Source organism: Lentzea rhizosphaerae (genome assembly GCF_042649515.1).
Taxonomy (GTDB): domain Bacteria; phylum Actinomycetota; class Actinomycetes; order Mycobacteriales; family Pseudonocardiaceae; genus Lentzea; species Lentzea aerocolonigenes.
The window spans coordinates 76,923-96,159 of sequence record NZ_JBHRZI010000012.1; the positions used below are offsets into that span (position 1 = coordinate 76,923).

Sequence of the window (19,237 nt, forward strand, 5' to 3'; positions counted from 1 at the left end):
CCGCCACACGGCGGGTGGGAATCCCTGTCCTGCAGGGCAAGGAGAAGTCAAACCCCTGACTCTGCAAGGACATCGGACGTCGGGCTGCCGGCCGGACCTCCCGGCCGGCAGCCACCGTTCGGGAGGAACGCGAATCGGCCGGCGCAGCTACCACATGTACGTGGAGTTGATGATCGCGCCCTTGCGGGCGTAGTGGATCAGCGCGTCCTGCACGTCGAGCGGGTGCGTCGGGATGACGCCCTCGATCAGGTCCTCCTCGCGCAGGCCGTGCAGCGACAGGCCGAAGCGGCAGCAGTAGACCTTGCCGCCCTCCTTGATGAAGGTCTTCAGCTGGTCGTTGATGTTGTGCTCACCGGGGAACGCGGAGTTGCCGGTGGTCGGGAACCCGCGGGTGGCCATGCAGTTCATCGAGCCCGGTCCGTAGAAGTAGATCGCGGACTCGAAGCCCTTCCGCAGGGCGCGGGTCGCCTGCAGGATCGCCACGAAGCTCACCGACGACTCGTGCGCGATGCCGTGGATCAGGGTGAAGTAGGACTGACCGGGCTCGGCCTGGTAGTCGGGGAAGACCTTCGTGCCGCCGTAGAGGCTGGAGCCCTCCGGCAGCGACGGGTGCGGGATCTCCTCGAGGCTCTGCTTCTCGGTCTCGGTCAGCTCGGACACGCGTTCTCCTCGGTTGTTCTCTGGGGTTGTTCGGTGGGACGTTCACCACGGGAGCTACCCGTAGAGCTTTTCGAAGGTGCCGCGGAAGACCAGGCCGGCGAGCTCGCCGTCGCCCGTGGCGGCGCGCAGGCGGGCGTACTCGCCCTCGTGGTCTCCCCAGGGCTGGTCGCTGGCGAAGAGGATCCGGTCGTGCCCGATCCCGCGCCGGTCGATCTCGTGGGCGAGCCAGCGCGGCGCGAAGCCGATCGCCCACGACAGGTCGGTGTAGACCTGTTTGCCCACCTCGATCCAGTCGAAGAACCGGTGCGAGACCAGCTTGATGTGGCCGCTCATGCCACCGCCGAAGTGCACGAGGTGCACGGCCACGTCGTCGCCGTACCAGTCGACGAGGTTCCCGACCTGGTCGATGTCCGACGCCGCGCCGGGCGAGGTGTGCACGTGGACGACGAGCCCGTGCTCACGGGCGACCGCGAAGATCCGGTCGAGACCGGGGCGGCACGCCGGGTCGTCCGGCCTGCCGCCGAGCAGGAAGCTGAGTTTCAGCGCCCGCACACCGCGTTCTCCTGCCAGCGCCAGCGCGGCCTCGGTCCGCTGTGCGTCGCGTTCCAGCGGGGACACCCACAGACAGGCCCGGATCCGGTCGTCGCGGTTCGCCGCCTCGACGCACAACTCGTTGAAGGAGAAGGCGATGTCCGGGTCGGGCACGCCGTAGTTGGGCAGCACGAGCGCTCGTTCGGTGCCTTCGGCGTCGAGGTCGGAGATCAGCTCGTCGATCGTGGCCCTGGCGGTGACGTCGGGTCGCACCGCCGGGCCGCCGTAGAAGGGAAAGGCGGGCATCACACCGATGTGCCGGTGCGCGTCGTGGACAGTTCGGTCAGGCATGGCACCCACTTCGTCGGTTGCGGGCCTAGGCCACGGTGCGGGTGGCCGTCCAGTACTCGTCGCTGGGGAAGGTGTCCTCGGGTGTCCCCGCGATCCACGGCACCCCGTTCGCGATCCCGCTGCGGCGCTCCGACGCGATGTGGGACACCAGGTGCCGGGCGTCGTCCGCCACGCCGCAGAACCGGCCGGAGCCCCAGGTGTGCTGCCAGGGCAGTCCGATGAAGTAGAGCCCGGGGCAGCTGGTGACACCGCGCTCGTGCGTGGGATACCCGCGCCCGTCGAAGACGGGGACGTCGATCCAGCGGTGGTCGCGGCCGAAACCCGTGCTCCACACCACCGAGGTGATTCCGGACAGGTCCACTTCGGACGGTTCGGTGCCCGGCGTCCACACCGGCACGTACCTGGCCTCGGCGGGCGCGTCGACACCGCGGGCGAGGATGTGAGCGTCGATCGAGTCCTTGATCCCCTCGGACACCGCATCGGCGTGGTCGAGGTTCTTGGTCAGGTCCGGCGCGAACCGCGCCAGACCGTCACGAATGTCGGTGAGCCTGCCGTAGAGCCGCATCCCGTCACGGGCGAACGCCCGCAGATCGATGTCACGGCCACCCTCGCGACCGGTGACGTAGTGGTTCGCCCGCAACCGCACCGCGTCGGCGTCCTCGAACTCGTCGATGCCACGCCGGTAGTACCCCATGTCCTCCAGCCAGGCCACCACGTCGCGCCCCCGGTAGGACCGGGCGACCCGCGGTGCGCTGCCCACCGCCAGATGCACCTGCCGGCCGGCCAGGTGCAGGTCCTCGGCGATCTGGCAGCCGGACTGTCCCGTACCGACGACGAGCACCTCACCCGGCGGCAGCGCGTCGGGGTTGCGGTACTCGGAGGAATGCAGCTGCACCACGTCCGCGGGCACGCGCTCGGCGATCCTCGGCTTGAGCGGCACCTGGTAGGGCCCGGTGGCCAGCACGACGTGATCAGCGGTGAGCTCGCCGTGCGTCGTGGACACCCGGAAACCGCCACCTTCACGGCGCCGCAACCGGACCGCCGTCACGCCTTCGACGAGCGGGCAGTCGAAGGACTTCACGTAGTCCTCGAGGTAGCGCACGATCTCGTCGCGGACCATGAACCCGTCGGGATCGCTTCCCCGGTAGGGAAAACCGGGCAACTGGCACTGCCAGTTCGGGGTCACCAGGCAGAAGGAGTCCCACCGCCGGTTCCGCCACTCGCCACCGGGACGATCGCGCTCCAGCACGACGTGGTCGATGCCCGCGAGGTTGAGGCAGTAGCTGGTGGACAGCCCGGCCTGCCCTCCGCCGACGACGACCACCGTGCGATGAACCCCGTCCAGGTCGGTGCTCATCGCTCGAACCCCTCGACCACGACCTTCGCCTGCTGGTCGGCGAACTCCGCCGCCTTCAGCTCGATGTCGGTGAGCTGCGCCTCCGCCTGAGCACACCCGAACCCGTAGATCTCGCGCACCCGTTCCGATGCCTCCGTCAGCGCCTTCCTGCTCAACGCGACGAATTCCGTCAAAGGATAGGAGCCACCCGCACGGAAGTACTCCTCAACAACGGTCGAAGGCGAATAGCATCTGTTAACCGAGTCGTCCGGCCAGCGCACGCGGAACAAAACTTCAGGCACGGTTGCCTCCCCGCAGTCCGTTGATGACACGGACAAGTTCAACCGTCAACCATTTCCGTTCCGTTTCATCCGGAACACCAGCGGGTTACGCGTCCTGGGCTTTGTTACGGATGTCCCCGTGCGTTGGGCGCGGCTCGATCCGAGGCTCCGCGATTTTGCCTCGACTCAACAAAGATTCCGGTCGTTGACACAACCGATACAGGAACATGACAGCGACGACACAGAAGATGGTTAACCGAAAATCTTTTCCCCGATGGTCAGAGCCTTTCGAAAACGACCTCACGCACGGCCGATCACCCGCCGCACGAACGTGGCATGCGCGACGGCACCGCACCCGCCGAGCTCTCCCGGCTCAACAAGCGGTTCCACTTCGCGATCTACGAGATGTCGTCACCGCTGGTGCTGCAGTACGTCGAGGCGCTGTGGGTGCGCTTCACACCGCCCGCGACGATCTGGCCCACCGAGCATGCGGACGCGTTGCAGCGCGACCACGACGAGATCCTCCAGGCACTGCGGGACGGTGACGCCGAGACCGCGGGCAGGCTCACCGCCGACCACGTCCGGCACGCGGCCTCCATCCGCGAACGGCAGCCACAGGCCAGTGGATCCGGCTCATCCTCGGCGAGGCCCACGGTTCATCACCCGGAGGTGAACGCGCCCGACCAAGTCACCACGCGGTCGAAGTGGCAGTCGAGGTTCTCGTCGCCGTGGTGGACGACGAGCAGGCCGCGACCGCTGGTCCGCCGCATCAGCTCGAGGAGAACGAGTTGCCTCGCGTCTTCGTCGAGGTTCGCGAACGGTTCGTCGACGAGGTACACGTCCGCGTCCTCACCGACGAGCGCGGCGATCCCGACCCGTTGCCGCTGGCCGGACGACAGGTCCGTCGGCAGTTGGTCGGCAAGGCCGTCCAGGTCCAGCGACGCGCGAAGGTCGGCGTCGGGGACCAGTGAGCGGACCGGCAAGGGCGGCAGGTTCACCGGTGCGGTCAGGCTCGCCACCCGCGCGGGCGTGGCCACCAAGCCGGTCTCGGGGGCGAGCGTGCCGGAGATGACGTGCAGCAATGTTGTTTTCCCGCAACCGTTCGGGCCTCGGAGCAGGACGCGCTCACCCGCGCGCAGTTCGAAGTCGTCGAGCCAGACCGTCGAGCCGTCGTCGTAGGTGACTTTGGCACCGTCGACCAGCACCACGGGTCCTTCGTCGTGGTATCGCGCAGGCTGCGAGCCGCGCAGGCCGTCGATGCGTTTGAGCACCGCGGTGTTGCGGCGCGTCTCCGGGATCATGTTGATGAGGTCGAAGATTCCGGTCACGGCTCGCCACAGCGAGTTCACGAACGCGAGGAAGCTGCCGAAGGTCATCCTGCCGACGAACACGAAGTACGCGCCGACGATCATGGAGGCCGTGTCCGACAGGTTCATCACCAGGTCGCTCAGCGTGCTCTGCTTCAGGGCGAGCCGGTAGTTGACGAACGTGATGTCGAGAAAACCGCTCAGTGCCTTGCTGTTCGCCTCACGGGTGCCGGGCAGCAGCAACCGGAGACCACGCAGTGCCCGGAACGCTTCGAGCGTCCTGGCCAGCACGTTGACGTACCTGGCCTCCGCCTCGCGTTCGGGTTCGGTGTTCTCCGCTATCCGCCTGGCCAGGCGGTTGCTGACGAACACCAGCGGCGGCACGATCACCAGCAGGACGAGGCTGGCCTGCCAGGACAGGTACAGCAGCACTCCGACGAACGCCGTGGACGCGACCGTCGTCCTCGCGATGCGGATCCAGACGTCGATGGCCGGCAGGACACCCTCGTGGACGTCGTTGTGGATCCGGCTCACGTAGGAGGCGTTGCCCGCGGCCGACACCGGTCGCAGGTCGAGGGCGAGTGTGCGGTCCAGCAGTTCCATCTCCACCGACAACGTGAACGAGTTCTCGAACCGCTTGCGCCAGCGGAGGATCCAGTAGCTCGCGATGTTGACGGTGAAACCGAGCAGCAGGTAGAAGACACCGAGTGCCAGGAAAGTGCCGTAGTCGCCCGCGATGATCGCCCGGTCGAACAACGCCTGGATCAGCAACGGGTGCACCACGGCCTCGACCCCGCCGATGATCGCGACGCTCGCGGCGATCAGCACGAACGGGGTCCGGTGTCCCCTCAGGGCGTGCCACAGCTCGGTCATCGCGACACCTCGTCGAGCAGGAAGTCGGCCGTACCACCGTGGTTCAGGCGGTGCAGCACCCGCAGCACCCCGGCCGAGCCCGTGAGGTAGTCGCAGGCGCAGCGCAACAGACCTTCACCCGGCAGACCGAGCGGCACCGTCCCGTCCCGACGGGGCACCTCGAACCGCTCGGCGGGCTCGAACAGGAACACGTTCCTGACGAAGTCGAGCTGCCGCAGCGCGGTGCGCCGGTAGGAGGCGTCGCCGGTGAACGCGGCCGCGTCGAGCAGCGCGTCGGCGACCCCGGTGATGCCGAACGCGTATCCCGGCATCACCGAACAACCGATGTCCAGCGCGGGCAGGAGGTTTCGGGCGGATTCCAGGTCGCCGTAGCGCAGCAGCACCTGCACGACACCCGCGTTCCCCACCTCGACATACGGTTCGAAAGTGCCCTGGTGCTTGAACATGACGATGTCGTCGAACGGCTCGACATTCGCCATCTCCCAAGACAACGCACCTCGCCCGAGCCGCAGGTAGTCCTCGTCACCGGTGACCTGGTACATCCGCAACAGGAACATCGCGGCGCCGGCCTGACCGAAACCGAGGCCGGTCAGCGGCCCGTCCTGGGCGAACTCGTTCATCCAGTAGGTGTGGTCACCGTCGTGGTGTGCGTTGGCGCGCAACGCTTCCGCGCACTCCCTGGCCGCGGCCAGGTCGCATTCGGCGCGGTCGCGGAGGTAGAAGTGCAGGTTCGTCATCCCCAGACCGGCGAGGCCGTAGTAGAACGTGTAGTCGCCGGCCTCCGCCGCCCGCTCGTTGGCCTGCCGCAGGAGCCGCCTGGCCGGTGCCACGAGTCCGAGCGAGTCCGCCGCCCACGCGATGCCGGCGAGGCCGTTCATCAGACCGTCCGGGTACTCCCCCACGTCCATGCCGTGCAGCTGCTCGCGCAGCCACGCGATCCACTCCGGCCGGCAGGACACACCGGACGCTCGGAGTGCCCACAGCACGCCACTCGCCCCGAAGCCCAGGCTCAGCGGATTGGTGAGGTGCGCGAACGGATCCGTGGGGAACAGCGTGCTCCGGTCCGGATCGGCGGCTGCCTCGACGAAGGCGGCCACGCCCGCTTCCGCCGACCTGAGCCGTTCCTCGTCGGCAGGTCGCGGTGGTGGCGCCTCGACCTGGCCAACGAGATCCGCCTCGTCTTCCAGCGCTGCCAGGACGTCCGTGAGCGTGATCCGCCCCTGAGCGAGGTCCTTGATCAGGTCGTGGACCCCGGCGGGCCAGCCGAGGGCGTCGACGAAGATCCGGTAGAGGTCGAGCACGTCCTCGCGCAGGTACGACATCGCAGCGATCGGGAAGATGAAGTACGCCATGATGTTCGCCAGGCCGAAGACGTCGTCCGCGGTGCCCTGCGCGACGAACTCGCGCCGTGAGTGGCTGAATCCCGGCGTGAACAGTTCGATCGCGCTCTCCAGGTGCGCCTCGGTGTCGTCGGCCCTGTCCAGCCGGCACGCCTCCAGGTCGACGATGGTGACCTCGAAGGTCTCCGGGTCGATCAGCACGTTCGGCGCGCTCAGATCACCGAGGATCACGCCGCGCTCGTGGACGGCCCGCACGGCGCGCGCCAGCCCGCGGAAGATCGCGAGGAAGAGCCGCAGGAACTCCCGCGACCGCTCGATGTCGAACCCCGGCCGGGCGAGCGGGTTGCGTTCGAGCAGCACCGAACGGATGTCCTGCCGGTCGACGAACTCCTCGGCGATGAAGTGGTGTTCCCAATGGCGGAACTCGGCAACGGGCGCGGGGAACGCGCCGACGTCGGCCAGCCGGTTGAGGAACGTCCACTCGCGAGCGAGGACGTCCACGGCGTCGTAGCCCGCGCGCGGATTGATGTTCGAGTGCGGGCGTGCCTCCTTGATCACCACGGTCCGATCGCCGTCGGCGGTGTCCTCCGCCTTGTACACACCGCCGCTGTTGGAGAACTGGATGGCCTCGGTCACCCGGAAGCGGCCGCCGAGCAGCTCGTCCTCGTCCTCGTCGTCGGGCTTCCAGTCGGTGAACGGCCACGGCAGCCACCACGGCTGGACGAACTCGGGGCGCCGGTCGTCGTCGATCAGCCCGTCCGGCCCGGTGATGTGCTGCACCTGCCTGCCGAGCGCGTCGACGGTGTGGTTGTCGAGGAACTGGCCGTACCGGAAGTAAAGCGACCTGCAGTCCCGATAACGCCGATCGGAGAGCACGTACGCGCCTTCCTCACCGGCCAGGAGCTCGGCGAGATCGGCGAGGCACGACCGGAACTCGTCGTCGTCGCGCGGGTAGATGGTCACCAGTTTCCCGCTGCTGCCGCGGGACATCGTCTTGGTGTTGAGCATCTCGAAGATGTTGCGGTCGAGCGCGATCTTGAAGTCGATCTCGTGGGCGGTCAGGTACCCGATCGCGGTGGCGGCGACGTCGTACACGTTGCGCCCGCTCGCCGACACGTGGATCTTCCAGCCCTGGACGGGCAGGTGCTCGTTGTGCCGGTGCATCCACCAGATGCCGTGGCGGACGAACCGCTCGCGTGCCCGCTCGTCGAGCGAAGCGAGGAAGTGGTCCTCCCTCGGCACGTAGTAGACCTCCAGCGGATCGAAGAACAGCGTGTCCCGCCAGGCGAAGAAGAACCGGTCCACCCATCTCTCGTCACGCATGTCTTTCTTCCTCCTGGCGTTGGAAGCCGTGCGGGGGCGGGCCTCGCCCCCGCACGGGTCGTCCTCAGAACCGAACAGCTCTGGTCAGCTCGTTGCAGCAGTTCATGTGGCTGCTGCCGATGGTGGCGACCGCGGCGCCCGACCTGACCTGAGGCGTCATGCGCTGGAGCTTGAGCACACTCATCCGATCCCCCTCGCTGTCAGAACTGGCGGAACGGTCAGCGGCCGGCGGCGGTGGGCTTGCCGTTGCAGCAGTTGCCACCGCTGCTGGTGCAGCTGGTGGCCACCGGGCCCGACTTCACCTGTGCGGTCATGGTCTGGAGCTTGAGCACGCTCATGCGATTCACCTCCTCGACGACGTCGTGTTCGTGACGTGTTCAAGGATGGCGAGCCGGATTGCAGTGCCGTTGCAGTGCCGTTGCAGCGGGAGCGGTCAACACGCGTTGGTCTGCAACGAGATTCCCAGCGCCTCGGCACGGGCGGCAATCTGACGTCGTGTGCTGACACCGAGTTTGCCGAGGACGGTCGCGACGTGGTTGTCGACGGTGCGCACGGAAAGCACGAGCTGGTCGGCGATCTCGGCGTTGGTGAGGCCGGCGGCGAGCAGGTGCACGATCTCCAGCTGCCGACCGGTCAGTCCCGCCGGGTTGGTCCGGCTGGCGGTGGCAGGACCACGTGGGATGCGCGGCACACCGAGCTCTCGCAGCCGGTGGCGGACCCGCCGAGCCAACGGCCGGGCGTCCAGGTCATCCAAAATGGACAGTGCGGCCAGCAGGTCGTCGGGTTCGGTGCTCTCGGCCAGGGCCGCGGCGTGGTGGTAGGGGCAGCCCGCGCGCTGCCAGGCTGCGGCCGCGTCCCGCCACCGACCGGCGGCCTGCAGCGCGTACGGGTGGTCCGAGTCGTCCGGCGGCACAGGATCCCCGGCTTTCCCGAGCCAGTAGGACAGTTCGGCACGAAACGCCGGGTGTCCCGGCCGACAGGCCTCTGCGTAGGCGGGCGCCAGCCATTCGACCGCCTCGACGACGTCGCCGTGCAACCAGGCCGCTTCGGCTCGGGCGGCGGCGACGGGCACGGTGTGCTGCGGCTCGGCCATCCGCTGCGCCAGTTCCCAGGCCTCCGTCAGCAACGCGTCGCCTCCCGGCCGGCCGCGGCGGATCACGGCCAGGCCGAGCACCGTGAGCGCCGGGCACCTGATCAGCGGCTGGACGTGCGGGTGCACGGTGATGACCAGCTCCGCATCCGCCACTGCCTGGTTCCACGCGCCGGTGGCCAGGGCGACCTCTGCCCGCAACGTGAAGAAGTGGTGCAGGAACGTCAGGTGCTCGGTGCCCTCCGCGAGCTTGATCGCATCGGTGAGCACGGCCCCGGCCCGCGCGAAGCGCAGCTCCTGCATGTCCAGCCAGACGGTGTTGCTGTAGGCACGACAGGCCGCGTCGGCCGACCCTGCCGACAACGCCACCCGCAGGCTGTGCTCCAGCAGCCGCCTGCCGCCCGGCAGTCCCAGCTGACTTTGGGCCGTGCCCACGGTGCTCAACACGTGCGAGAGGGTCACCGGATCTTCGGCGGCGAGCTCGATCGCGGGCATGCCGGTGCGGACGCTGTCGGCGCACCGGCCGGCCAGCAGGTGCTGCCAGCTCCTGTTGCTCAGCGCCTGGGCCAGCAGCTTGTCGTCGCCCGCCTTCTCCAGCACGGTGACCGCCTCGTCCGCGGTGCGTTCCATGAGCTCGTGCTCCCCCGCCATCCAGCAGATCCGGGACAGCCACCGCAACGCGGCACCGAGCTCCCGCGCGTCGCCGAGGGCTCTGCACACCTCCACCACGTCGCGCTGGGCGGTCAGCGCCGCGGAGATCTCACCGATCGTGGTGCACTCGACCGCGTACCGGCCGAGCAGATCGGCCAGCTCGCCGGCTTCGAACCAGTCCCGGTGCTCCAGTACCTGACGCAGGTGGCTCGCGGCCTCGCGGTGGGCGCCGGCCTCGGCCGCGTCACGAGCGGCACGTGGGCCGAACCTCACGATCGCGGCGACCTCGCCCGCCTGCACGGCGTGGTGCATGATCGCCGACGGGTCGGATCCCTCCTGTGCGGCCAGCGCGGCCAGCACCCGGCGGTGCAGCAAGACCCTTCGCGCCACTGGCAACGCGTCGGCGATCGCGCGGCGGATCAGCTCGTGCCGGAACACGACCCGGTCCGGCGACACGTCGAGCAGCCGATGCCGCTCCGCGATCGCGACCGCGGCGATTCCCTGCGGCAACAACCTGTCCAGCAGGTGTGAGTGCACAGCAGACGGCACGACCGCGAGCTGGGCCAGCACCTCCTGGGTCTGCGGGTCCAGCCGGCTGACCGTGGCCAGCACGGCGTCGACGACCGTCGGCGGGACCGCATCGACGTCCGCTGCCGCGAGGACCTCCGTGACGAAGAACGGGTTTCCGCGGGTCACCGCGTACACCTCGTCCGGGTCGAGGTGGCTGGGCGTTGCCAGTCGCCGCACCGCCGTCTCGGACAGCGGCGCCAGCTCGAGCCGCCGCAGCCGAGGTGCCCTGGCCGCCTGACCGAGCAACCGCTCGAGCGGATGACCAGCGGTCGACTCGCCGTCGCGGTAGGTCAGCAGCAACACGGCCGGCAGCTCCGCCACCCGCCGCACGAGGTAGGACAGCACGTCCACAGTCGCGTCGTCGGCCCAGTGCAGATCCTCGACGGCGAGCACCGTAGGCCGCCGCGGCCGGGTCAGCTCCCTGCGCAGCGCGTCGAGCAGCTCGTCCCGGTCACCGCCGTCACGCAGGACGCCGGCCAGTTCGGGGCCGACATCGTCCGCCAGGTCCCGGAACGGGCCGAGTGTCCGCGCCGTGGCCAGGTCGTCGCAGTAGCCGACGAGCAGCCGGCCACGTGGCGGGAGCACGCCGCGCACGGCCGCTACCAGCCTGGACTTGCCGATGCCCGCCTCTCCGGACAGCAGCACCACCGATCCGGAGCCGCCGGCGGCCGCGGTGGCGGCGGAGGCCAGCTCGGCGATCTCGTGCTCTCGCTCCAGCATCACAACCAAAGGTGGGCGTCGACGGGCGCCCAGATATCGGCTAACCGGCGGCTCTTGCGGTGTCACGCAATATCGCGAGGTACAGCTGCTGGGTCGCCGGTGCCGGATCGACCCCGAGCTCGGCGGCGAGGATGCCGCGCAGCCGGTCCGCGGCGAGCAGCGCGCGCACCGGCTCGCCCGCAGCGCGGTAGGAACGCATCAACAGCCGACAAGCCGCCTCGTCGAACGAATCGGCTGCCACCGCCTCCTCGGCCGCGTGCACCGCCGCACGGACGTCCCCGGTCCCCAGGGCGGCGTCGACGCTCACCTGCCGCACCCGGCGCAGCAGCCGTGCGTGCCAGGCGCGAGCCGGTTCCAGCCAGCCTGCCTCCGGCTCCCCGGCGAGCACGGCACCGGCGTCCAGCAGCGTCATCGCTCGGCGAGCCGCCGCCAGCGCGGTCGCCGGCCGCTCTTGGCTGTGGTGCGACTCCGCCTCGCCCACCAGGTCCGCGGCCGTGGTGAGGTCGACGCGCACCGCTTCCGCCAACCGGTAGCCACCACCGCGGCCACCGGTGATCGTGCGCGGTCCGAGCACGGAACGCAGCCTGCTCACCAGCGTGGCCACGTTGGCACCGGAGTCGCGCGGTGCCCGGCCACCCCACACTTCGAACGCGATGCGATCAACCGGCAAGTACCCCTTGTGCACCGCGAGCATCGCCAGCACGAGGCGCGCCTTCCTGCTCCCCACGGCGGCGTTCTTGAGCACCCGGTCCGCCTGATGCACCTCCAGTTCGCCCAACACGAACACGGTCAGCCCACCTGACAGCGCGCCGTCATCCACCTGACTTTCCTCCCCCGTTGCCCCTGCTCCAGAAGGTGTATCCGTTGACGGCGCCGCGATGCGGGCAGCCGCGTACCCAAATCGGCGCCTCGGTTACCCAGGTTGCGGCGGCCCGTTCCCCCAGGGCTCGTCAACGGTGGCGGCACCGCCTGATCCCGTGCTGAAAGCGCGCTGGAACGGGACCTGCCGACCACCAGCCGATTTGTCCGTGACAGCAGGGACTTCCGGTCAGAAGCCACTCATGAGCACCACCCACCCGCACCACGACGTATCCAGGACCGGCACTTTCGCTCATCTCTACTGCCGGACGAGGGCTTCGGCTTGGCGGTGGTCTTGTTCGAATCTCGTGGGACAACAGGCGGACTCATGCAGGTGCGGCTTCTCGGCTCGGTCGACGTGGTTGTCGGCGGCGCGGTCCGGTCGCTTTCGGGTCTGCGGCGCAAGAGCGTGCTGGCGGTGCTCGGGTTGGCGGCCGGCGAGATCGTGAGCGTCGGCCACCTCATCGACGTCGTCTGGGGCGACCAGGCTCCGGCGACGGCTGCCAACACGCTGCAGAGCCATGTTTCCCACGTGCGACGGGTGTTGGGCAGCAGGCGTGCGATCGTGGCGCGGTCACCGGGGTACGTGCTCGACCTCGGTGCGGAGAGCACGGATCTGCAGGTCGCACAACGCCTCATCCGCCAGAGCAAGCAGGCCGGCGACCCGTCGCAGAGCATCGCGTTCCTGCGGGAGGCGCTCGGCCTCTGGCGGGGACAGCCGCTGATGGACGTCGCTGAGCTCGAATGGCTGCGCGGCCAGGCCGAGCGCCTGGCCGCTCTACGACTGGAGACCGTTCAAACGCTCGTCGAGGCCAGACTGGCCATCGGCGAGCACCAGGAGCTCGTGCCCGAGTTGGAGGAGTTGACCCGGCAACACCCGTTCCACGAACGCTTCCACGAACAGCTCATGCTCGCGTTGTACCGATCCGGTCGGCAGACCGACGCTCTCGGCACCTACCAGCGTCTGCGACGGGTGCTCCACGACGACCTCGGCATCGATCCTGGCCCGCACCTGCGCGATCTCGAGGGGGCCATCCTGCGGCACGACCCCGAGCTGCACCGGCCGCGGGTGGCGGCGAGGTCCTACGAGGCGCCGGGACCTGCGCTGTTCCCGGCGCCGGTGGACGGGTTCGTCGGACGGTCCGCGCAGCTCGAGCAGATGGACTCGTTCCTCGCCGCGACACAGGACGGCGGAGGGTCGACGCTGCTCATCGCCGCGATCGGCGGCGTCGGCGGCATCGGCAAGACCGCGCTGGCGTTGCACTGGGGTCACCGCGTCCGGGCACGGTTCCCGGACGGCCAGCTGTACGTGAACCTTCGCGGCTACGCGACCAGCCCGCCGATGCAGCCCGCGCACGCGCTCGGGCAGCTGCTGCGCGGCCTCGGCGTGCCACCTGAACGCATCCCGGTCGACGTGGACGAGGCCGCCGGGACGTACCGGAGTCTGCTGGCCGACCGGCAGGTGCTGATCCTGCTGGACGACGCCTGCAGTCCGGAGCAGGTGCGCCCCCTCCTGCCGGGCGGTCCGCGGTGTCTGGTGGTGGTCACCAGCCGGGTCCGTCTCGGCGGTCTGCTCGTGAGCGACGGTGCCCGCCTGGTGACGCTCGACATCCTCGCGGCGGACGAGGCGGAGGCCCTGCTGACCGGAATGCTCGGCCAGCGGCGGGTTGACGCCGAACGGCAGGCGACGGCCGAGTTGGCCGAGGTGTGCGGCTACCTGCCGCTCGCGCTGCGCATCGCCGCTGCGAATCTGGTCATGCGGCCGCACAACAGCATCGCGCGGTACGTCGCCGACCTGCGCGGCGGCAACCGGCTGGACTCGTTGCAGGTCGACGGCGACGAACAGTCGGCGGTCCGAACGGCGTTCGACCTGTCCTACGCGGCGCTGAAGCCGGACGAACGCCGCATGTTCCGAATGCTGGGGCTGGTGCCTGGCACCGACATCGACCTGTCGGCCACGGCAGCCCTCACCGACTCCGAGCCGGCACACGCCCGACGGATGCTCGGACGGATCGTCGACGCCCACCTCGTCGCCGAGACGACCACCGGCCGTTTCACGTTGCACGACCTCCTGCGGCTGTACGCGCGCACGCTCGCCGACGCCGAGGACGGCCAAGGTCAGATCACGTCCGCCGTGGACCGGCTGTGCGCGTTCTACGTGACCGCGACGGACGCCGCGGCGAAGCTGCTCTACCCCGAGACGACGCGGTGGACAACGGCGTTCTCGCCACCGAGAGGCCCAGTCGACGTGCCGTTCACCGACCCGGCGTCGGCCTCCGACTGGCTGGACCGTGAACGCGCCAACCTGCTCGCACTGGTGCACGAGGCGGCAGGACGCGGTCCGCACTGGGCTGCGTGCCAGCTGGCGGACGCCTTGCGGGGTTACTTCTACCTGCGCCGCCACATCGGCGACTGGTTGGCCGTTGCCACGGACGCGCTACGGGCCGCGGACGATGAACCGGGCCCGCAAGCAGCCGCGCACCTCAGCCTGGGCACTGCCCACAACGCCCGAAACGACGGCGAAGCCGCCATCACCCACTTCACAGCGGCGTTGCGCCTTGCCGAGCGGGCCGGATGGCATGAAGGACAGGCCGCAGCGCTCAACAACCTCGGCACCGTGCACTCGCAGGCCGGTCGGCACCGCCACGCCGCCGAGCGTTACGTCCGCGCGGCCGCTTCCCATGAACGGGCCGGTTGCCTGGCCGGACAGGCGGTCAGCCTCGACAACCTGGGCAGAGTGCGCCGCGAACTGGGTGACCCCGAGGCCGCTGTCACCCTCCACAAGCGGGCAGTCGAGCTGCACCAGGCGAGTGGCGCCCGGCTTGGTCACGCGACGGCACTGACCAACCTCGCCGACGCCTACCACGACCTGGGGCGACTCGACGACGCCCTGACGCTGTACACGGATGCCCTGACGTTGCACCGCCAGTCCGGCAACCGAGACCGCCAGGCGATCTGTCTGTACGGCCTGGCGAACGTGCATCGCGTCGCCGGCCGGTGCGACGAGGCGTTGGACTTCGCCCGCACCGCGCTCACGCTCGCCGTGGACATCGCCGACCGACGGACCGAAGCGATCGCAGCCAACACCCTCGGCAGCGTCTACCTGCAGCGCGGGCACCCGCAGCGCGCGCTCGAGCAACACCAGCACGCCTACCGGCTGGCAGTCGCGACTGACAGCCGGTACGTGCAGGCGGCGGTACTCGTTGGCATGGCGGCGGCACTGCGGGCACTCGACCGAGCCGACGAAACGACGGCCACGGCGGGGCGGGCTCTCACGCTCATCCAGGAAAACGGATATCGAGGTCTTCAGGCCGACGCCGACGCCCTGGTCAGGACCTTCACAGGTGGACCGAGGCGCCGGCGTTGGCGAGGTCGCTGACCGCGAACAGGTGGTTGTTGTGCAGCACGAGGTCTGACCGACTCACCCGCCGAGAAGACCGGTCAGGGCCCGCGCATCCCGCCCCGTGCAGTCGGTTCGCTGCACAACACTTCGCTGCACAACACACGGATCAGCGCCGCCACCTCGGAGATCAATAGGGCTTGATGTTGATCCAGGCAACACACCGGTGGGTGCTGAACGAGATGTCGCTGCCTCGTCCGTAGTCCACCGTCGTCCCGTTGCAGTCCACGAATGTGATGTCGTTGTTGCCGGTGCGGAGATGTTGCATCCAGCTGGAGTAGCCAACTGCGCCGCGGAACCAGTTCCTGCCGGCGCCCGCGAAACAGGTCTCGTAGGTGGGCCCGCCGCTGGGGTGCCACCAGACCCGGACGAAGTTCGGGTCAACGCAGTCGACCTCCACCGCAGAGGCGGTCGCGGCCGGTTGCAGAAGCGCCACCAGTATGGCGGCGACGCCGGCCAGGCTCACCTTCTTCACCATTGACCCCAATTCGTTGATGCAGGACCGTTCGAAGTTGAACTGCAGACCATCAGAGGATACGAATCTCGTCGAGCTTCACTCCGCCGGGGGTGTTCGGCCAGGTGAACGAGGTCCACCTGTCGATCGGAATGTCCGGCTGCCACCGCCCGTCGCCGTTCCACTGGACGCGGTTGTTTCCCGTCCAGATCTCGGTGACCCAGACACTCCGGCTGAACTGGTCGTAAATACGCCTGGATCCAGCGTTCGCGAAACATCTGGTATGACTGGAGCCGGTGGTGGAGTGGTACTCGACCCGCAAGTACTCACGGTTGTTGCAACCGACTTCGTCGATCGCAAATGCCGAGCCGGCGGGAACTGCGACCGACACCGCGAGGGTGGCCAGTGCAGCCGCTGCAAGCTTTTTCCACTTTCGAGCCAACTGAGTCCTCCGCAGAAGTGAAAATTCAATGGAAACCGAGGACGGCTGGTGCGTCACCGATAAACCGTAACGACTGATCCAGCAAGGAAACCAGGTGTGGCGCTACAACGTCAGTCGGCGCCAATTGGAGATCCACACGAATTGCGATGCGCGACAACCCCCACCGCGCTGCGGACCATGGCCTGGGCGCTTCCCAGGTAGCCGGTGGGGTGGCAGAGCGCGTCGATCCGGTCGGCGCCGAGGATTGCCGCGACCTCCGGGTCCTGTCGCAGCTCGACGGCCAGCTCGGTGCCGGCATCCCGTACTCGGCTGCAGGCGGCGTAGACGAGCTCGTGGGCGTGCTGACGGCCGATCTCGGGTGCGAGTGCCATCATCACGGCTTCCGCGACGATGAGCCCGCCGGTCAGGTCCAGGTTGGCTCGCATTCGCTCCGCGTCGACGTGCAGACCTGCCATCACCTGCTCCGCCTGCGAAAGCGAGGAGGCGAGCAGCAGGAACGCCTCGGAGATCACCGCCCATTCGACGTGCCAGGGACCGGTGGCGCGCTCGAAGTCCTGCATCATCGCGTCGAGCATGGCGGAGGCCTTGTCGCGAAGCAGCTTCGCCGCTGCCACCATGAGCTCGCTGGAGATGGGGTTGCGTTTCTGGGGCATGGTGGAGCTGGCTCCCCGGCCCGGCGCGAACGGTTCGGCGAGTTCGCCGAACTCCGTCGAGCACATCAACGCGACATCGGTGCCGATCTTGCCGACCGAAGCACCGATCGCCGCGAGCAGGCCGACGATCTCGGCAAGGCCGTCCCGTGCGACGTGCCACGTGATTCCGGGGTCGCGAAGGCCGAGTTCCGCGGCCAGTTCTGCCCGCACTCGAAGGCCCGCCGGGCCTGGGCCGAGAGAGGCCAGGGTCCCTGCCGCTCCTCCGAACTGCACCATCAGGTCCCGCTCCCGCACAGCGGTCAACCGATCGGCATGGCGGTCCAGCGCGGACAACCAGACGGCCACCCGGTAGCCGAAGGTGACGGGCAGGGCGTGTTGGAGATGAGTCCGGCCGGCGGTGACCGTGTCGGTGTGCTCCGCGGCCAGATGGCGCAGGTGCGCGCGCAGGCGATCGAGCGCAGCCGAGATCAGGGTCAAACCCTTGGCGCACTGGAGAACCGTCGCCGTGTCCATGATGTCCTGGGTGGTGGCTCCCCAGTGCACGTGTCCGCCGGCGTCACCGCATTGCTCAGCGAGTTGCTCGACGATGGGCAGGATCGGGTAGCCGACCGTCTCCGTGTCGCGGCGAAGTCGATCACGGTCGAGTCGCGCCGGGTCGCACGATGCCGCGATCACGTCCGCACTGTGGCGCGGTATGACGCCGACTCGTGCTTCTGCCTGTGCCAAGGCGACTTCGACGCGAACAACCTGGTCCACATAGGACAGGTCACAGAAGACAGCCCGCATCTCTGCTGTCCCGAACAGGTCGCGGAACAGGAACGAGTCGAAAACGGTGCTGCGGGTCATCGCCCGCCCTCCGCCCCACCGACGCCGGATCGGATCGACGTTGCGGCGGCGAGGGCACCGCTGTCCCCGAACTGGGAAGAACCCATGTGGATGGCTATGTACTTCTGCTCGAGGTATTCGTCGATCCCGGTGTTACCACCTTCCCTGCCGACGCCCGACTGCTTCATGCCCCCGAAGGGAGCGCTCGGGTCGGACACGTAGCCGCGGTTGAGACCCACCATGCCCGTTTCGAGCTGTTCGCTCATCCGGAGGGCCTGACCCAGATCCTGGGTGTAGAGGTAGCTCACGAGACCGAACTCGGTGTCGTTGGCGTCGTGAAGGGCTTCGGCTTCGGTGTTGAAGGTCTGGATGGCCGCGACCGGGCCGAAGATCTCCTCGCACGTGATGCGAGCGCCGGCGGGGACGTCGGTGAGCACGGTGGGTGGGTAGAAGTAGCCCGGACCCTCCGGAACCCGAGCGCCGGTGCGCACTCGGGCGCCCGCGTCGACTGTTTCGTCGACCAGGTCCGCGACCCTGCGCCGCTGGCGCGCGTCGATCATCGGCCCGAGGTCGGAGGCAGGGTCCGTGCCGGGTCCGACAGTGATGGTGCTCATGCGCGCGACGAGCTTCTCGCTGAACTCGTCGACGACGTCGGCGTGCACGTGGAAGCGGTTGGCGGCGATGCAGGCCTCACCGACGTTCCGGAGCTTGGCGGTCATCGCACCCTCGACCGCGGCGTCGATGTCGGCGTCGCGGCAGACGATGAACGGAGCATTGCCCCCCAGCTCCATCGAGGTTCGCAGGACGGTGTCGGCTGCCTGGGACAGCAACGTGCGGCCGACGGGCGTGGAGCCGGTGAACGACAACTTGCGCAGCCGGCCGTCCCCCAGGAGGGCCTCGGTGATCGCGGCGGGTTGTGAGGTGGGAACGATGTTGAGCACGCCACCGGGGAGGCCGGCTTCGGCGAGAAGCGCCGCCAGCGCAGCCATCGTCAGGGGTGTCTGCTGCGCGGGTTTGACAACCATGGTGCAGCCGGCGGCCACGGCCGGGCCGATCTTGCGGGCCGGCATGGCCAGCGGCGCGTTCCAGGGCGTGATCAGCAGGCAGGGCCCGACCGGCTGGCGGGTGACCAGCACTCGGGCGGTGCCGTCCTCGCTCACCTTCCAGCTTCCGTCGATCCGGACGGCTTCCTCGCCGAACCAGCGCAAGTAGTTCGCGCCGTACTCGACCTCCGCCCGGGACTCGGCCAGTGCCTTGCCCATCTCCAGGGTGATCAGCAACGCGAACTCGTCAATACGCTCGATCAGCAGATCATGGGCACGCCGCAGAATCTCGCCTCGCCGGCGCGGGGGTACCGCAGCCCACTTCGTCTGTGCGGCACCTGCAGCGTCAAGGGCGGTCAGCGCATCCGTCGGGGTCGCGTCCGACACCTCGCACAGTGTCCGCCCGGTGGCGGGATCCTCCACCGAGAAGCTGCCCCCACCGGATGCCGATCGCCATCGACCGCCGATGAACAAGCCCTTCTCGACACGTTCAACGGCATCAGGTTGAGACAGAGATGTGAGCACGGAT

At 68.7% G+C, this 19,237-nt stretch carries 15 protein-coding genes and 1 pseudogene; 2 read left to right on the top strand and 14 right to left on the bottom strand.

Annotated features, from left to right (window positions below):
• Positions 1-147: 147 nt before the first annotated feature.
• From ACFOWZ_RS15220 to ACFOWZ_RS15235, 4 genes are read right to left on the bottom strand one after another with little or no spacing between them, the layout of a single operon-like run.
• Positions 148-660 carry an MSMEG_0572/Sll0783 family nitrogen starvation response protein gene (locus ACFOWZ_RS15220; RefSeq protein WP_382372830.1) on the bottom strand — a complete coding sequence of 171 codons (513 nt, stop codon included), beginning with the start codon at positions 658-660 and terminating at the stop codon, positions 148-150.
• 54 nt (positions 661-714) lie between these two features.
• Positions 715-1,542, bottom strand: a complete 828-nt coding sequence (locus ACFOWZ_RS15225) for an amidohydrolase family protein (RefSeq protein WP_382372832.1) — start codon at positions 1,540-1,542, stop codon at positions 715-717.
• 25 nt (positions 1,543-1,567) lie between these two features.
• The gene (locus tag ACFOWZ_RS15230) at positions 1,568-2,899 is read right to left on the bottom strand and encodes an MSMEG_0569 family flavin-dependent oxidoreductase (protein ID WP_382372834.1); all 1,332 of its coding nucleotides are present in this window, start codon (positions 2,897-2,899) and stop codon (positions 1,568-1,570) included.
• Positions 2,896-3,210 carry an MSMEG_0570 family nitrogen starvation response protein gene (locus ACFOWZ_RS15235; RefSeq protein ID WP_382372836.1) on the bottom strand — a complete coding sequence of 105 codons (315 nt, stop codon included), beginning with the start codon at positions 3,208-3,210 and terminating at the stop codon, positions 2,896-2,898. Before ACFOWZ_RS15235 ends, ACFOWZ_RS15230 begins: the two co-directional genes overlap by 4 nt.
• A gap of 285 nt (positions 3,211-3,495) precedes the next feature.
• Between ACFOWZ_RS15235 and ACFOWZ_RS15240 the strand changes: the two are divergent.
• Positions 3,496-3,684 (top strand): annotated as a pseudogene (locus tag ACFOWZ_RS15240) (FCD domain-containing protein); the annotation flags it as partial.
• 134 nt (positions 3,685-3,818) lie between these two features.
• On the opposite strand, the gene ACFOWZ_RS15245 reads toward ACFOWZ_RS15240, so the two are convergent.
• The 6 genes from ACFOWZ_RS15245 to ACFOWZ_RS15270 form a co-directional block, all read right to left on the bottom strand.
• Positions 3,819-5,339, bottom strand: a complete 1,521-nt coding sequence (locus ACFOWZ_RS15245; RefSeq protein ID WP_382372838.1) for an ATP-binding cassette domain-containing protein — start codon at positions 5,337-5,339, stop codon at positions 3,819-3,821.
• Complete coding sequence (gene lanKC / locus ACFOWZ_RS15250) at positions 5,336-8,002, bottom strand: class III lanthionine synthetase LanKC (RefSeq protein ID WP_382372840.1); 2,667 nt, start codon at positions 8,000-8,002, stop codon at positions 5,336-5,338. Before lanKC ends, ACFOWZ_RS15245 begins: the two co-directional genes overlap by 4 nt.
• 64 nt (positions 8,003-8,066) lie before the next feature.
• The gene (locus ACFOWZ_RS15255) at positions 8,067-8,186 is read right to left on the bottom strand and encodes a class III lanthipeptide (RefSeq protein WP_201779964.1); all 120 of its coding nucleotides are present in this window, start codon (positions 8,184-8,186) and stop codon (positions 8,067-8,069) included.
• Positions 8,187-8,220: 34 nt separating this feature from the next.
• Complete coding sequence (locus ACFOWZ_RS15260) at positions 8,221-8,340, bottom strand: class III lanthipeptide (RefSeq protein WP_382372843.1); 120 nt, start codon at positions 8,338-8,340, stop codon at positions 8,221-8,223.
• A 95-nt stretch (positions 8,341-8,435) separates the two neighbouring features.
• On the bottom strand, positions 8,436-11,033 hold the full coding sequence (locus ACFOWZ_RS15265) for an ATP-binding protein (RefSeq protein WP_382372845.1): 2,598 nt from the start codon (positions 11,031-11,033) through the stop codon (positions 8,436-8,438).
• A gap of 40 nt (positions 11,034-11,073) precedes the next feature.
• Positions 11,074-11,853, bottom strand: a complete 780-nt coding sequence (locus ACFOWZ_RS15270; RefSeq protein WP_382372847.1) for an AfsR/SARP family transcriptional regulator — start codon at positions 11,851-11,853, stop codon at positions 11,074-11,076.
• A gap of 366 nt (positions 11,854-12,219) precedes the next feature.
• Between ACFOWZ_RS15270 and ACFOWZ_RS15275 the strand changes: the two genes are divergently transcribed.
• Positions 12,220-15,270, top strand: a complete 3,051-nt coding sequence (locus ACFOWZ_RS15275) for an AfsR/SARP family transcriptional regulator (RefSeq protein WP_382372849.1) — start codon at positions 12,220-12,222, stop codon at positions 15,268-15,270.
• 151 nt (positions 15,271-15,421) lie between these two features.
• Here the strand turns inward: ACFOWZ_RS15275 and ACFOWZ_RS15280 are convergent, their stop codons facing one another.
• The 4 genes from ACFOWZ_RS15280 to ACFOWZ_RS15295 are packed head-to-tail and all read right to left on the bottom strand — an operon-like array spanning position 15,422 to position 19,233.
• On the bottom strand, positions 15,422-15,769 hold the full coding sequence (locus ACFOWZ_RS15280; protein ID WP_382372851.1) for a beta/gamma crystallin domain-containing protein: 348 nt from the start codon (positions 15,767-15,769) through the stop codon (positions 15,422-15,424).
• A 49-nt stretch (positions 15,770-15,818) separates the two neighbouring features.
• Positions 15,819-16,244, bottom strand: a complete 426-nt coding sequence (locus ACFOWZ_RS15285) for a beta/gamma crystallin domain-containing protein (protein ID WP_382372853.1) — start codon at positions 16,242-16,244, stop codon at positions 15,819-15,821.
• 53 nt (positions 16,245-16,297) lie between these two features.
• Positions 16,298-17,686 (bottom strand): class-II fumarase/aspartase family protein, encoded by a 1,389-nt coding sequence (locus tag ACFOWZ_RS15290; protein WP_382372855.1) that lies wholly within the window; start codon positions 17,684-17,686, stop codon positions 16,298-16,300.
• Complete coding sequence (locus ACFOWZ_RS15295; protein WP_382372857.1) at positions 17,683-19,233, bottom strand: NAD-dependent succinate-semialdehyde dehydrogenase; 1,551 nt, start codon at positions 19,231-19,233, stop codon at positions 17,683-17,685. Before ACFOWZ_RS15295 ends, ACFOWZ_RS15290 begins: the two co-directional genes overlap by 4 nt.
• Positions 19,234-19,237: the final 4 nt, after the last annotated feature.